Origin of the sequence: Ensifer adhaerens (genome assembly GCF_002940685.1) — a bacterium.
Taxonomy (GTDB): domain Bacteria; phylum Pseudomonadota; class Alphaproteobacteria; order Rhizobiales; family Rhizobiaceae; genus Ensifer; species Ensifer adhaerens_E.
Genome location: NZ_PNFP01000027.1, coordinates 61,399 through 74,864, shown reverse-complemented (window position 1 = coordinate 74,864; position 13,466 = coordinate 61,399). Strand labels below are relative to the sequence as shown.

Genomic DNA, 13,466 nt, shown 5'->3' with positions numbered 1-13,466 from the left:
CCGGACCGTCCTTGCGCCCCCAGTCCTTGTAATAGATCTCGACGCCATCGCGGGTGATGATGCGGCTGCCCATGCTGTGTGCTCCCTCGGTGCCGGACGCGCCGGCGGCTGATGCGGTGGTAGATGCGGCCTTGGCCGGCGTGCTCACGGCATCGACCGCGGCCGCGGTGGCGGCGGCGCCGAAGGCTGCCGAGAGGACATCACGACGGGAGATGCTGTGGGCTTCGGTCTTGCGGATTGCCTTGCTCATCGGAGGGCTCCTTCTTCCCTGCGGCCGCGCCGCGTTCAATAATTATTTAACGATTAAATCGTGCACGATATAAATAGATGAAGCAAAGAAGTGGCCGTTCGCCTTTATATCGCCATCGATTAGATCGTGCACAAACATTTATATTGCGACCGCACACCTGTCAATCCCTTGCGATTATATCGTGGACGATTTATTTTCACCGAGACAGGAGAACTCGGATGGCCGACACGGACAACATCGACGACGACAAGCTGGCGCTCGACAGCTTTCTTTGCTTTGCGGTCTATTCCGCGAACCATGCCTTCACGCGCATCTACAAGCCGCTGCTCGAAAGCCTCGACCTCACCTACCCGCAATATCTGGTGATGGTGCTGCTGTGGGAGAAGGACGACCAGACCGTCGGCGGGCTCGGCGAGCGGCTGTTCCTGGAATCGAGCACGCTGACGCCGCTGCTGAAACGTCTGGAGGCCGCCGGCTACATTGCCCGGGTGCGCGACAAGGCGGATGAGCGGCAGGTGCGGGTGCAATTGACGGACATGGGCAAGGCCCTGCGCCGCAAGGCAATCAGCGTGCCTCGAGATCTTACCGAGGCAACGAAGCTTGGATCCGAAGATCTCGAGCGGCTGCGTGCCGAGATCTCAGCACTCCGCGATACGCTGCTGAAGTAAAGCCGCCAACTGCATGCCACCTTTAAAGCACGCAGCAGTTCAAAGCTCCGCGCGACGCGCGGCGCTGTAGGCGCGAAAGCCTGCCACGCAGATCTGCGCGGCGATTTTGCATGCCATGCGAGCGAGAGGCGCACAGTGCGATCCTGAGAGGTCGCGCGCCCCAAGCTCCGCAGAAGAGAAAAGCCCGGCGATTGCTCGCCGGGCCCCAACAGATCGGACGCCAGGTCCGAAATCAGAACTACTCGTTCTGGAAGTAGTTGTACTTGCCGTCGTCACCCTTCTTCCAGGTGTACATGACGTAGTCCGGACGCGTGATGTCGCCCTTTTCGTCATAGCCGAGTTCGCCGATTGCGGTCTTGAACGGACCCTTTGCCTTGATGGCTTCGGCAACTGCCTGCGGGTCGTTGCCGCCGGAAGCCTTGGCAGCTTCGGCGATGACCTGGAGAGCGGCGTAGGCGTAGAGCGTGTAGGCTTCCGGTTCGAAGCCGGCAGCGCGGAACTTCTCGACGAGGTCCTTGGCAGCCGGGTTCTTGCGCGGATCCGGAGCGAAGGTCATCAGCGTGCCGTCAACGGCATCGCCGGCGATCGAGGCCAGTTCGTTCGAAACGATACCGTCGCCCGACATCAGGGTCGCCTTGAGGCCCTGGTCCTTCATCTGGCGCATGATCAGGCCGGCTTCGGTGTGCAGACCGCCGTAGTAGACGATCGAAACGCCGGCTTCCTTCATCTTGGCGATAAGCGCCGAGAAGTCCTTGTCGCCGGTGTTGATGCCTTCATAGAGGGCTTCGGTGAGGCCGGCTTCATTCATCGACTTCTTGGTTTCGTCGGCAAGGCCCTGACCATAGGGGGTCTTGTCGTGAATGACGGCGATCTTCGCGTCCTTGAAGTTGGCCGCGAGGTAGGCACCGGCAACCGCACCCTGCTGGTCGTCACGGCCGCAGGTACGGAACGTGTTCCAGAGACCGCGCTCGGTGAACTGCGGGTTGGTGGAGGCCGGGGTTACCTGCAGGATGCCGTTTTCGGCGTAAACTTCAGAAGCCGGGATGGACACGCCCGAGTTGAAGTGACCGACAACGAACTTCACACCGTCAGCAACGAACTTGTTGGCGACCGAAACGCCCTGCTTGGCATCCGAAACGTCGTCGCCGAGCACAACCTTGATCTGTTCCCCATTGATACCGCCGGCGGCGTTGATGTCGGCTGCGGCCTGCTCTGCACCTTTCTGGAGCTGTGCACCGAAAGCGGCGTTCGGGCCAGTCAGCGGGCCGGCGACACCAACGAGAATATCAGCCCAGGCGCTGCCGCTGAAGGCAACCATAGCCGTCAGCGCGACCGCCGACAGAAGAGACTTTTTCATCTTGTTACTCCCAATTATTCGAGCGGGTCTCGTTACCAACCTGCGCAATGCCCACCATAGTTGCGCCGGTGTTTCTTTCGCACCGGCCGCGGCGGCCGGCGCGCGCTGTTCCCTTTATTTGGCTTTCCAGGAGAAGGGCGAAGCCTTCTCATAGAGCCAATAGTAGTTATTGGTCATTTGCTTGGTCCGGTAGTACCGGAAACCTGCGGTAGCAAACAACAAAAGCACGACCGTGTCCACGATATAGTATTGCAGGCTGAACATGGTGCCTTCGAACAGGGCATGGTGGACGAAGCGGATGCCGAGGCCCAGCAACGCCACGTAGAGGATCAGTCGCGGCATGCCTTCCCAGCTTTCAGCCACGCTCTTGCCCGTGCGCCAGGCGGTCCAGCCGCCGAGCACGCAGCTTATGAAAAGAAACTGCCAGATCGACACTTCTTCGTAGAGAATTCCCTGCATGTCACTTGCTCCAGATGCGGCCGGTCAATGACGGCCGCCTTCGAGATAGGCCGCGCGCACTTCCGGATTGGCGAGCAGGTCCTTGCCGGAACCGCTCATCGTCACCCGGCCGTTGACCATCACGTAGCCGCGGTCCGAAAGCTTGAGCGCGCCGAAGGCGTTCTGCTCGACGAGGAAGACGGTCAGCCCCTCCTCCTTGTTGAGTTTCTTGATCGCTTCGAAGATGCCCTTGACGATCAGCGGTGCGAGACCGAGCGACGGCTCATCGAGAAGCAGGAGCTTCGGCCGAGCCATCAATGCACGGCCGATCGACAGCATCTGCTGCTCACCGCCCGAAAGCGTGCCGCCGCGCTGCGCCTGGCGTTCCTTCAGGCGCGGGAAAAGCGCAAACACCTTTTCCACGTCCTGGTCGAAGTGCTTCAGATTGTCGAGGCTGGCGCCCATCTGCAGGTTTTCGAACACCGTCATGCGCGGGAAGATGCGCCGGCCCTCGGGCGACTGCGCAATGCGCAGCCGGGCGATCTCGTGTGTCGGCATGCGGGTGATGTCCTGGCCTTCGAAGAAGACCGAACCGGTGCGCGCCTGCGGGCTGCCGCAGATGGTCATCATCAGCGTCGACTTGCCGGCACCGTTGGCACCGATCAGGCAGACGATTTCACCACGGTGAACTTCGACATCGACGCCGCTCAGCGCCCGGATGTTGCCGTAGTAGGTCTCGACGGCTTTGACTTGGAGAAGTGGCGCCGTCATCAGTGGGTGCCCCCCTGCCCGCCTTCGATTTCCTCGATTTGTTCGATCACCTCTTCAACCTCTTCATCCTCGACACCCAGATAGGCCGCAATGACCCTCGGATCGTTCTTCACGAAATCCGGTGTGCCGTCGGAAATCTTCTGTCCATATTCCAGGACCACCACGTGGTCGGAGATCTCCATGACCACGGACATGTCGTGTTCGATCAAAAGGATCGACGTGCCGGTATCGGCGCGAATGCTTTTCAGCAATTCGTTGAGCGCCAGAGACTCGCGCGGATTGAGACCCGCGGCCGGCTCGTCCAGGCAGAGAAGCTCGGGCCCGGTGCACATGGCGCGGGCAATCTCGAGACGGCGCTGGGCGCCATAGGAGAGATCGCCGGCCGGATCGTCGGCACGGTCGATCAGCGACGCCTTTTCCAGCCAGTGCTTGGCAAGATCGATCGCCTCGCGCGACGCCTGGCGGTAGGCCGGGAAGCCGAGCAGGCCGAGGAACGTGTAGCCCGACGCCTGCATCAGCTTGTTGTGCTGCGCGACGAGCAGGTTTTCGAGCACCGTCAGACCGGAGAACATCCGGATGTTCTGGAAGGTACGCGCCACCTTGGCGAGCTTGGTGATCTCGAAGTCCGGCAGACGTTCCAGCAGGTATTCCTTGCCGGCCTTCTGCTTCATGGTGATCATGCCCATCGTCGGCTTGTAGAAGCCGGTGATGCAGTTGAACACGGTGGTCTTGCCCGCTCCGTTCGGGCCGATCAGCGCGGTGATGTCACCGCGATAGGCTTCGAAGGAGAAGTCGTTGATGGCCATGAGACCGCCGAAGCGCATCGACAGGTGCTCAACCTTGAGAATGGGGTCTTTTGTCATTGTTGTCGTCTCGCGGGCCATCAACCGTGCCCTTCCTTGGTGAAGCTGCCGGAGACTGCCTTGCGTTCGTGCAGGAAGGCTGTCGGCTCTCGTGATCCGACGAAGCCGCGCGGCTTCCAGACCATGACGACGACCATGGCCAGGCCAAAGATCAGCATACGGTAGAGTTCAGGTGTGAAGTCCGGTCCGAAGACCATCTTCAGGAAGGAAAGCTCACGCAGGATTTCGGTACCGCCGATCATGACGGCCGCAGCGACTGCGATGCCGGTAAGCGAGCCCATGCCGCCGAGAACCACGATCGCCAGAATGACCGCGGATTCCAGGAAGACGAAGGATTCTGGCGAAACGAAACCCTGGCGCACGGCGAAGAACGAGCCGGCGATGCCGCCGAACATGGCGCCCGTCGCAAAGGCGGTGAGCTTGGTCGTCACCGTGTTGATGCCGAGCGAGCGGCAGGCGATCTCGTCCTCGCGCAACGCTTCCCAGGCGCGGCCGATCGGCATGCGGCGCAGCCGGATCGTCACGTAAGCCGTGAGCAAGGCAAGAGCCAGGATCAGATAGAACAGGAAGATCTTGTAATAGGCCGACGACATCGGCAGGCCCATCATTGCAGCAAAACCATCCTTCGAAGCATCGAACTTGATGCCGAACAGCGTTGCCTTGGCGATACCGGAGACGCCGAAGGTACCCTTCGTCACTTCGGTCCAGTTGATCAACACCAGTCGGATGATTTCACCGAAGGCGAGCGTCACGATCGCCAGATAGTCACCGCGAAGACGCAAGACCGGGAAGCCGAGGATCATGCCCCAGAAGGCGGCGAGAATGCCGGCGACCGGAAGAAGAACCCAGAAGGACAGGCCGAAATAGGTCGACAGCAGCGCGTAGGAATAGGCGCCGACCGCGTAGAAGGCGACGTAACCCAAGTCCAGCAGGCCGGCGAGACCGACGACGATGTTGAGCCCCCAGGCCAGCATCACGTAGATCAGGATCTGGATGCCGAAATTGTCGACCCACTTCAGCGAGCCCTGGACGCCGAAGATCGCGACGACGAGCGGCGGATAGATGAGCAGGAACGCAATCGCGAGCTTGGAGAAGTGGCGACTGAAGAAGGTTTCTTCCTTCGCCACGTCTTCGGCTTCGGCTTTCGCCGCCTTCCGGCGGGCCATGGCCGGCTGGACATAGGCCACCATCAGGAAGCGGCCGACGGCCGCGACGATCACGAAGATCGCCAACAGTCCCCAGCGCTGGTTGAGGATCAGCTCGTTGCGGATGTTCTGGTCGGACTTCAGGCCGACGAACAGCACGAAAAGGCCGAGCGAAATCAGGCCCGCGAAGACAGCCTCGCGCAGGGCCCGCGCCGTCACGTCAGTGCCGGCGCTTGCAGTCGTAGAAGCAATGTTTGCCATGGAATTATACCTTCTCGACTTCCGGTCGTCCGAGAATGCCAGACGGCTTGAAGATCAGGACGATGGCGAGAATGGAGAAGGTCGCGACGTCCTTGTAGTCGATGGTGAAATAGGCCGACCAGAGGGACTCGATAAGCCCGATCAACAGTCCGCCGAGAACGGCGCCCGGCAGCGATCCGATGCCGCCGAGAACGGCCGCGGTGAACGCCTTGACGCCTGGCACGAAACCGTCGGTGAAGACGACGACGCCATAATACATCAGATACATCGTGCCGGCGACGGCAGCGAGTGCTGCACCCATGATGAAGGTCACCGAGATGGTGCGGTCGACGTCAACCCCCAGCAGCGCCGCCATCTTGCGGTCCTGTTCGGTCGCGCGCTGGGCACGGCCGAGCGGCGTCTTGTTGACGATGTACCAGAAGATCGAAAGCAGAACCGCCGTGATGACGATGATGATGATCTGCTTCAGCGAGATGGTGATGCCGAAAACTTCATAGACCGAGGAGACGAGCGGCGGGATCGGCTTGTTGCGCGGGCCCTGCGTCACCTGGATGAAGTTCGACAGCGCGATCGACATGCCGATCGCGGTGATCAGCGGCGCAAGCCGGAACGAACCGCGCAGCGGCCGATAGGCCACTTTCTCGATCGTCCAGTTCCAGAGACCTGCGGTCAGCATGCCGACGACCATCATCAGCAGGAGAGCAAGTACAACCGGGACGCCCCCGATGAATGTAGTGAGAATAAGAAAGACAATCAAAGCAGCAAAGCCGCCGAGCATGAAGATATCGCCGTGGGCGAAGTTGATCATGCCAATGATGCCGTAGACCATGGTATAACCGATTGCGATCATACCATAAATAGACCCAAGAGTCAGCCCGTTGACGAGCTGCTGGACGAAATACTCCATCAATCTTCCCCTGGACCAGATCCATAACGGTCCGGTCTCTTGTTTTTTGAGCTCATTGTTGAGCGCTGTGTTTGCTCGATTCCATACCTCTTTCAAACGAAAAGGAAAGCTAAAAAACGCGACTTCGCCAAAAACTTCCTCGATAAAATCGATTTGACGCTTTTGCAGCCATAAAAATCAATTTTTCCGCAGCTTTCGCCCGCGAAATCATCAACTTTAGTCGTAAAAGCGCCGGGTATTCTATGAAGCTTCGACGCTCCATTTCGGTCTGCATTCCACCCTGATTGCTCAGGCGCGCATGCGCTGACCGTTCGAATCGAACAGCGGATGCGGCTGAAGACGGGCCGGCAGGATCTCGCCCAGGAGTTCGATCGACCAGCCATCGCCGCGGTCGGCGATCTCCTTGGGCACGTAGCCCATGGCGACAGAAACCCCACTTGCATGCGCATAGCCGCCCGATGTCACCCAGCCGCGCACGACGCCGTCGAGATAGATGGGCTCGTCGCCAATGACATCAGCATCTCTGGCGTCGAGCAGGAAGGTTCTCAGACGCAGCGCGCCGCCGTCCGCCTTCTCTTTGACAGCCGCCGCCTTGCCGATGAAATCGGCATCCTTGCCGGTTGCCACGAAACGGGCGAGCCCGGCTTCGACCGGGCCATAGAGCGGACGGTACTCACGCGCCCAGCTGCCGAAGGATTTCTCGACGCGCAGTGCATTCAGCGCCCTCAATCCGAACAGACGGATCCCGGAAGCGGCCCCCTTCTCCATCAGCAGTTCGAAGAGATAGCGCTGGTATTCCGGCTTCATCCAGATCTCGTAGCCGAGATCGCCGGTGTAGCTGACACGGCCGACGATGGCGGGCGCCATGCCGAGGTCCATGCGGCGGATGTCCATGAAGGGGAAGGCGGCGTCGGAGACGTCGAGATGCGTGAGGCTCTGGAGTACATCGCGCGCCTTCGGCCCGGCGATCGACAGGCCGACCAGCTCCAGCTTCAGCGCTCTTAGCGAAACGGAACCGTCGCCGGGCAGATGCGCCTCGAACCAGCGCATATGGTAATCCTCGGCAATGCCCGAGCCGACCAGCAGGAAATCACCGTCGCCGAGCTTCGCCAGCGTGAAGTCGCCGATCAGCTTGCCGTCCTCCTTCAGCATCGGCGCCAGTGCCATGCGGCCGGTCGCCGGGATGCGGCAGGCAAGCATCCGGTCGAGCCAGGCTTCCGCACCCTTGCCGGTGATCGCATATTTGGCAAAGCCTGAGGTCTCCATCAGGCCGACGCCCTCGCGCACCGCCCGCGCCTCGGCGCCGACCGTCTCGAAGTCGGTCGAACGCCGCCAAGAGAAGGCATCCTTGACGCCTTCGGGCGCAAACCAGAGCGGCGTTTCGAGCCCGTAGGACGCGCCGAAGACCGCGCCTGCCGCCTTCAGCCTGTCATAGATCGGCGTCGTCAAGAGCGGCCGCGCGCCCGGCAGCTCCTCGTTCGGATAACGGATCGAGAAACGACGCGAATAGTTTTCGCGCACCTTGGCGTTGGTATAGGCAAGCGTGGCGAAATCGCCGTATCGGGACACGTCCATGGCAAAGACGTCAAAGCCCGGGTCGCCGTGGATCATCCAGTTGGCGAGCGCCAGCCCGACGCCGCCGCCCTGGCTGAAGCCGGCCATGACGGCGCAGGCCGACCAGAAGTTCCGGAGGCCCCGCACCGGACCGACCAGCGGGTTGCCGTCAGGCGAGAAGGTGAAGGGGCCGTTGATGATCTTCCTGATGCCGGCTTTGTTGAAGGCCGGGAAGTGCCGGAAGCCCACTTCGAGTTCCGGCGAGATGCGGTCGATGTCTTCCGCCAGCAGTTCATGGCCGAAATCCCAGGGCGTTGAGATCGGCGACCAGGGACGGCAGGCCTTCTCATAGGTGCCCATCAGCATGCCCTGACGTTCCTGACGCAGATAGATCTCTCCGTCGAAATCGACGCAGTGCATCAGCTCCTTGCCGCGTGTCTGGTTAAATTCGATGACCTCGGGCATGTCCTCGGTGATCAGATACATATGCTCCATGGCAAGCACCGGCAGTTCGAGACCGACCATGCGCCCCACCTCGCGGGCCCAGAGGCCGGCGGCGTTGACGACATGCTCGGCAACGATCTCTCCCTGGTTGGTGATCACCCGCCAGGAACCGTCCTCCCGCTGCACCAGATCCTCGACCTTGGTGTGCAGATAGATCTCGGCACCATTCTTCTTTGCCGATTTGGCATAGGCATGCGTCGTGCCGTAGGGGTCGAGATGGCCCTCGACCGGATCGAACACAGCGCCGACGAACTGGTTGGGATCGAGCAGCGGCATCAGGTCGTGCGCTTCCCTGGGCGTCAAGAGCTCCGCTTCGAGCCCCATGTAGCGGCCCTTGGCGAGGATCGACTTCATCCAGTCGAAACGCTCCTTGGTGGCGGCCAGCATCATGCCCGAGGTCATGTGCAGGCCGACGTCCTGGCCGGAATACTCCTCGATCTCCTTGTAAAGTTCGACAGTGTATTTCTGCAGCTTGGCAACGTTCGGGTCGCCGTTGATCGTGTGCATGCCGCCGGCCGCGTGCCAAGTGGAACCGGAGGTCAGTTCCGATCGCTCGAGCAGCACGGCATCGGTCCAGCCGAACTTCGTCAGGTGATAGAGCACCGAACAACCGACGACACCGCCTCCGATAACGACGACCTTGGCATGGCTTTTCATGCGTACACTCCGTCTTCCCATGCTCCTGCCGGAGGCATGGCCAAATTGTCAGGAAGAGATCCAGGCACGGCGACCGCTTGCCTTCCGGGCGGAGGCGCAGGCGGTCAATGATGGGAGCCTAGTCAGAAAGACGGCGGCGATAAAGCCACGGCTGCGAAGGGCGCTTGTCCATTTCCGCCGTTTGCTGGCGGATGGGCGACCCATTTGCGGCATTGCATGCCGCATTTGTTTTCAATCCCTCGAAACGGGCTGATTCAGTCCGAAAAGGCGGCTGTGAGATCGAAGGCCAGCCCCATCCGCATCAGGTCGTCGAACAGCGATTCAGCGTAGCTTCGGGGCACGATGAGTTCAAACGTGTCCTCGTCCGTCCGGGCGAGATTGACCGGGACGTGGCCGCACAGCACATTGGCGCTGCCGCCGAGCGTGAAGGTCGCCGGATGAAGGTCGAGGCCGATGCCCTTGGCGAGGATGCTGCGCACGTTCGGTCCGGTAATGCGAAACACGACGCGCCCGTCGCTCTGGTCGACAACATAGGCGCCACCGTCACAAAGCTCTTCGAGACGACGCACGAGCCCGCTCGGCGCCTCCACCTCGGAGACGACAAGCCATTCCCCCGGCGCCGCGAAGCGCATGGACAGGTCTGGCTGTGAAGCAATCGCCCGTCGCACCGCTTCCTCTCGATCGGCGCGTGCAAGCACCAACGCCATCGTGCGCCAATGACCGACCATCAGGTGATCGGCTGCCGGCGCCACCGGTGCCGAGCGCAGTTTCTGCTCCAGCGCATGGCGGTTGTTGTAGTCGCGAACCATCACCGCCTCCTCAGGCCTTCAGCTTTGCATTCTGCGGATCGACGAACACCGGGTCGCAAACCTCGGCGACGATCTCCTGGTCGCGCAGTTTGTCGAAGACGACGACCTTCTCGCCGTAACGCTCACGCCCCGACTTCAGGAAAGCGAGCGCGATGGCGTGCCCGAGGACCGGCGAGAAGCCGGCCGAGCTCACCCAGCCCTGGTCGTTCAGCGTCGAGGGCTTGGTTCCCTCCTTCAGAATATGCGCGCCGGCCCGCATGTCCTTGTCGGCATCGACGGGCTTCAAACCAACGAGCTGCATGCGGTCCGCCGCCGTCAGGCCGTAGCGCGTCGATAGGCGCTTGCCGATGAAGTCGGTCTTCTGCATCGAAAGCATGCGGCCGAGGCCGGCATCGTCTGGCGTCACGCGACCGTCGAATTCGGCATGTGTCAGCAGCCCCTTCTCCAGCCGCAGCACGTTCAAGGCTTCGACGCCGTAGGCACAGATGTCATGCGGCCGGCCGGCCTCCATGATCTGGTCGGCCACCGCCTCGCCATAACCTGCCGGCACCGCCAGTTCGAAAGCCAGCTCCCCGGAGAAGGAAATGCGGAAGAGCCGCGCCGACACACCGCTTTTCAAGACGATCTTGCGGACGGACAGGAACGGAAACGCGCCATCGGAAATATCGCCGTCGACGATCTGCTGCAGCACCGCGCGCGCTTTCGGACCGGCGATCGCCATCTGCGCCCATTGGTCGGTCGACGAGGTGAAGCGGACTTCGAGCGCCGGCCAGAGTGCCTGAGCGCAATATTCCATATGCGCCATGACCGGACCAGCCATCGCCGTCGTCGTGGTCACGAAGAAGTGCGCCTCGTCGAGGCGGCTCACCGTACCGTCGTCGAAGACGAACCCGTCCTCACGCAGCATCAGCCCGTAGCGTGCCTTGCCGACCGGCAATTTCAGCATCGGATTGCAATAGAGCCGGTTGAGAAACTCCGCCGCATCCGGGCCGAAAACCTCGATCTTGCCGAGCGTCGAGACGTCGCAAAGGCCGACATTGGCTCGTACGTTCAGCACTTCGCGATCGACGCTGTCGCGCCAGGTCTTTTCGCCGGCGCGCGGGAACCAGGCCGAGCGATGCCAGAGCCCCGCCTCGACGAAGGTCGCGCCGTTTTTCATCGCCCAGCCATGCAGCGGCGACTTGCGCGCTGGCGCCGCATGTTCATCGCGCGCCGTGCCGGCAAGCGCGCCGAAGGAGACCGGCGTGTAGAAGGGCCGGAAGGTGGTGGTGCCGACATCGGCCGGGCTGACGCCGCGCATGCCGGCGAGAATGCCGACGGCATTGATGTTGGAAAGCTTGCCCTGGTCGGTCGCCATGCCGTTGGTCGTGTAGCGCTTGGCATGCTCCACATGGCCGAAGCCTTCGCGCAATGCGAGGCCGAGGTCCTTCGCGTGTACGTCGTTCTGGAAATCGACGAAAGCCTTCGACTTGGCGCCGGGCACGTACCAAAGCGCGGTAAAGGAAGACGTTTCTTCCCTATCGACGACCGGCGCTGAGTCCGAAGCGGCGCGGAAACCGAGATCCGCCGCAATCTTTGCCGCCTTGTCCACGCCATCGGAAAGACATCCCGAGAGCGTATGGACGCCGTTTGCCGAGCCGACCGGACGCAGGCCGCCGCCGACATCGGGCGCGATAAAGGCTTTCAGCTCCTCCGACCAGACAGGCTTGGCGCCGCGCTGGCAGGCAAGGTGCACGACCGGGCTAAAGCCGCCGGACATGCCGAGCGCATCGCAGGCGATCAGCTCCTCGAAGCCGGAGCGCTCGATCACGATGCCCTTGAGGCGCTGCCGGCCCTTGGTGTCGACGACGGAAGCCGAGCGGATGACCCTGACGCCATCGGGCGCCTGGTCGACGGCCTCAGCCCTGGCATCGACGATCGCTGCGATCGTGACGCCCTTGGCGGCAAGCGCCCGCGCCGTGCGGTAACCGGCACTGCCGCTGGTGAAGATCGCCACCTGCTTGCCGGCCGAAACACCGTAACGCTCCGCATAGGTGGTCATGGCGCCGGCCATCATCACGCCCGGGCGATCGTTGCCGCCGAAGACCAGCGGCCGTTCCTCGGCACCGGTTGCAAGCAGCGCGCGTTTGGCAACGATGCGCCAGACGCGCTCGCTCACAAGCTTCGAAGACGGTTCGGCGACGTGTTTCTGCACCCGTTCGACCGCGCCAAAGACATTGTCGTCATACCAGCCGAATACGGTGGTGCGCGACAGCAGCGTCACGTTCGGCAGCGCCTGCAGTTCGGCGACGGCGCGGTCGGCAAAGACGGAGGCGGGCACGCCGTCGATGGTCTCGCTGGTGGAGAGCAACGAACCGCCGAGCCGGAAATCCTCGTCGGCGACGATGACCCTAAGGCCGGCGCGGCCGGCGGTCAGTGCTGCCATCAGGCCGGCGGGACCGGCACCGACGACGAGCAGGTCGCAAAACGCCCAGGACTTCTCGTAGCTCTCCGGGTCGCGCTCCAGCACCGCCCGGCCGAGGCCAGCGGCGCGGCGGATGAAGGGTTCGTAGACCCGCTCCCAGAACTGCTTCGGCCACATGAAGGTCTTGTAGTAGAAGCCGGCGCCGAGGAAGGGCGAAAGCGCGCCATTGACCGCGCCGACATCGAAGCCGAGCGACGGCCAGCGGTTCTGGCTCTTGGCGGTCAACCCGCCATAAAGCTCGGCGACGGTCGCCTTGGTATTGGCATCGCTGCGCGCGCCGGAGCCGATCGTGACGAGCGCGTTCGGTTCGGAGGGCCCGGCGCTGACGATGCCGCGCGGCCGATGATACTTGAAGCTGCGGCCGACGAGCAGCTGGTCGTTGGCAAGCAGCGCCGAGGCGAGCGTGTCTCCGGCAAAACCGCGCAGCGGCCGGCCGTCGAAAGTGAAGCTCAGCGTCTTGCTGCGATCGACGAGGCCGCCGGAGGAAAGACGATAGCCGGTCATCGCGTGGCCCTCAGCGCAAACTCCGCCGCATCGACGACGGAATAGACCTCGTGGGTCGCCGTATCGCGCTCGACCACCAGGAAGCGGCGACAGCCGGCGACATGATGCCAGTGTTCCTGAGTTCGCCCACGCGGATTGGCGCGCACATAGACATAGTCGTGCCAGGCCTCGTCCGAATCCATCGGCTCGGGGCGCCCGCGCGAGGCGTCGCCGCGGATCGCAAACTCTTCCTTCGGTCGGACCCCGCAATGCGGGCAGGTAATCAGGCTTGCCATGGTCTTCCGTGTCCTGAAGCCGCGGGCCGGCTTCCTGTT

Annotated in this window: 11 protein-coding genes and 1 pseudogene; 1 reads left to right on the top strand and 11 read right to left on the bottom strand. The window is 62.3% G+C overall.

Features of this window, described 5'->3' with window-relative positions:
- Window positions 1-250, bottom strand: a pseudogene (locus tag C1A35_RS33505) (alpha/beta fold hydrolase); the annotation flags it as partial.
- Between the two features lie 218 nt (window positions 251-468).
- On the opposite strand from C1A35_RS33505, the gene C1A35_RS33500 reads away from it, so the two are divergent.
- Window positions 469-918: a MarR family winged helix-turn-helix transcriptional regulator gene (locus C1A35_RS33500; protein WP_104668539.1), complete on the top strand. Its 450-nt coding sequence runs from the start codon at window positions 469-471 to the stop codon at window positions 916-918.
- A gap of 238 nt (window positions 919-1,156) precedes the next feature.
- Here C1A35_RS33500 and C1A35_RS33495 read toward each other — a convergent pair whose 3' ends face one another.
- From C1A35_RS33495 to C1A35_RS33450, 10 genes are all read right to left on the bottom strand, one after another.
- Window positions 1,157-2,275: a branched-chain amino acid ABC transporter substrate-binding protein gene (locus C1A35_RS33495; protein WP_043626781.1), complete on the bottom strand. Its 1,119-nt coding sequence runs from the start codon at window positions 2,273-2,275 to the stop codon at window positions 1,157-1,159.
- A 114-nt stretch (window positions 2,276-2,389) separates the two neighbouring features.
- Entirely contained in the window at window positions 2,390-2,734 is a 345-nt protein-coding gene (locus tag C1A35_RS33490) for a DUF6867 family protein (protein WP_104668538.1), read from the bottom strand.
- A gap of 24 nt (window positions 2,735-2,758) precedes the next feature.
- Entirely contained in the window at window positions 2,759-3,484 is a 726-nt protein-coding gene (locus tag C1A35_RS33485; protein WP_104668537.1) for an ABC transporter ATP-binding protein, read from the bottom strand.
- Entirely contained in the window at window positions 3,484-4,368 is an 885-nt protein-coding gene (locus C1A35_RS33480) for an ABC transporter ATP-binding protein (RefSeq protein ID WP_104668536.1), read from the bottom strand. Before C1A35_RS33480 ends, C1A35_RS33485 begins: the two co-directional genes overlap by 1 nt.
- Entirely contained in the window at window positions 4,368-5,753 is a 1,386-nt protein-coding gene (livM, locus tag C1A35_RS33475) for a high-affinity branched-chain amino acid ABC transporter permease LivM (protein WP_104668535.1), read from the bottom strand. Before livM ends, C1A35_RS33480 begins: the two co-directional genes overlap by 1 nt.
- Before the next feature lie 4 nt (window positions 5,754-5,757).
- On the bottom strand, window positions 5,758-6,660 hold the full coding sequence (locus C1A35_RS33470) for a branched-chain amino acid ABC transporter permease (RefSeq protein WP_104668534.1): 903 nt from the start codon (window positions 6,658-6,660) through the stop codon (window positions 5,758-5,760).
- Window positions 6,661-6,948: 288 nt separating this feature from the next.
- Window positions 6,949-9,375, bottom strand: a complete 2,427-nt coding sequence (locus tag C1A35_RS33465; protein WP_104668533.1) for a GcvT family protein — start codon at window positions 9,373-9,375, stop codon at window positions 6,949-6,951.
- A gap of 254 nt (window positions 9,376-9,629) precedes the next feature.
- Window positions 9,630-10,184, bottom strand: a complete 555-nt coding sequence (locus tag C1A35_RS33460; protein WP_104668532.1) for a sarcosine oxidase subunit gamma — start codon at window positions 10,182-10,184, stop codon at window positions 9,630-9,632.
- A gap of 10 nt (window positions 10,185-10,194) precedes the next feature.
- Window positions 10,195-13,152 carry a sarcosine oxidase subunit alpha family protein gene (locus C1A35_RS33455; protein WP_104668531.1) on the bottom strand — a complete coding sequence of 986 codons (2,958 nt, stop codon included), beginning with the start codon at window positions 13,150-13,152 and terminating at the stop codon, window positions 10,195-10,197.
- On the bottom strand, window positions 13,149-13,427 hold the full coding sequence (locus C1A35_RS33450; RefSeq protein ID WP_104668530.1) for a sarcosine oxidase subunit delta: 279 nt from the start codon (window positions 13,425-13,427) through the stop codon (window positions 13,149-13,151). The genes C1A35_RS33455 and C1A35_RS33450 overlap by 4 nt, the downstream gene beginning before the upstream one ends.
- Window positions 13,428-13,466: the final 39 nt, after the last annotated feature.

Bases quoted from the DNA above. Each gene is read 5' to 3' on its own strand.
- C1A35_RS33500 (WP_104668539.1), top strand. From the start codon at position 469: ATGGCCGACACGGACAACATCGACGACGACAAGCTGGCGCTCGACAGC.
- C1A35_RS33495 (WP_043626781.1), bottom strand. From the start codon at position 2,275: ATGAAAAAGTCTCTTCTGTCGGCGGTCGCGCTGACGGCTATGGTTGCC.
- C1A35_RS33490 (WP_104668538.1), bottom strand. From the start codon at position 2,734: ATGCAGGGAATTCTCTACGAAGAAGTGTCGATCTGGCAGTTTCTTTTC.
- C1A35_RS33485 (WP_104668537.1), bottom strand. From the start codon at position 3,484: ATGACGGCGCCACTTCTCCAAGTCAAAGCCGTCGAGACCTACTACGGC.
- C1A35_RS33480 (WP_104668536.1), bottom strand. From the start codon at position 4,368: ATGGCCCGCGAGACGACAACAATGACAAAAGACCCCATTCTCAAGGTT.
- livM (WP_104668535.1), bottom strand. From the start codon at position 5,753: ATGGCAAACATTGCTTCTACGACTGCAAGCGCCGGCACTGACGTGACG.
- C1A35_RS33470 (WP_104668534.1), bottom strand. From the start codon at position 6,660: ATGGAGTATTTCGTCCAGCAGCTCGTCAACGGGCTGACTCTTGGGTCT.
- C1A35_RS33465 (WP_104668533.1), bottom strand. From the start codon at position 9,375: ATGAAAAGCCATGCCAAGGTCGTCGTTATCGGAGGCGGTGTCGTCGGT.
- C1A35_RS33460 (WP_104668532.1), bottom strand. From the start codon at position 10,184: ATGGTTCGCGACTACAACAACCGCCATGCGCTGGAGCAGAAACTGCGC.
- C1A35_RS33455 (WP_104668531.1), bottom strand. From the start codon at position 13,152: ATGACCGGCTATCGTCTTTCCTCCGGCGGCCTCGTCGATCGCAGCAAG.
- C1A35_RS33450 (WP_104668530.1), bottom strand. From the start codon at position 13,427: ATGGCAAGCCTGATTACCTGCCCGCATTGCGGGGTCCGACCGAAGGAA.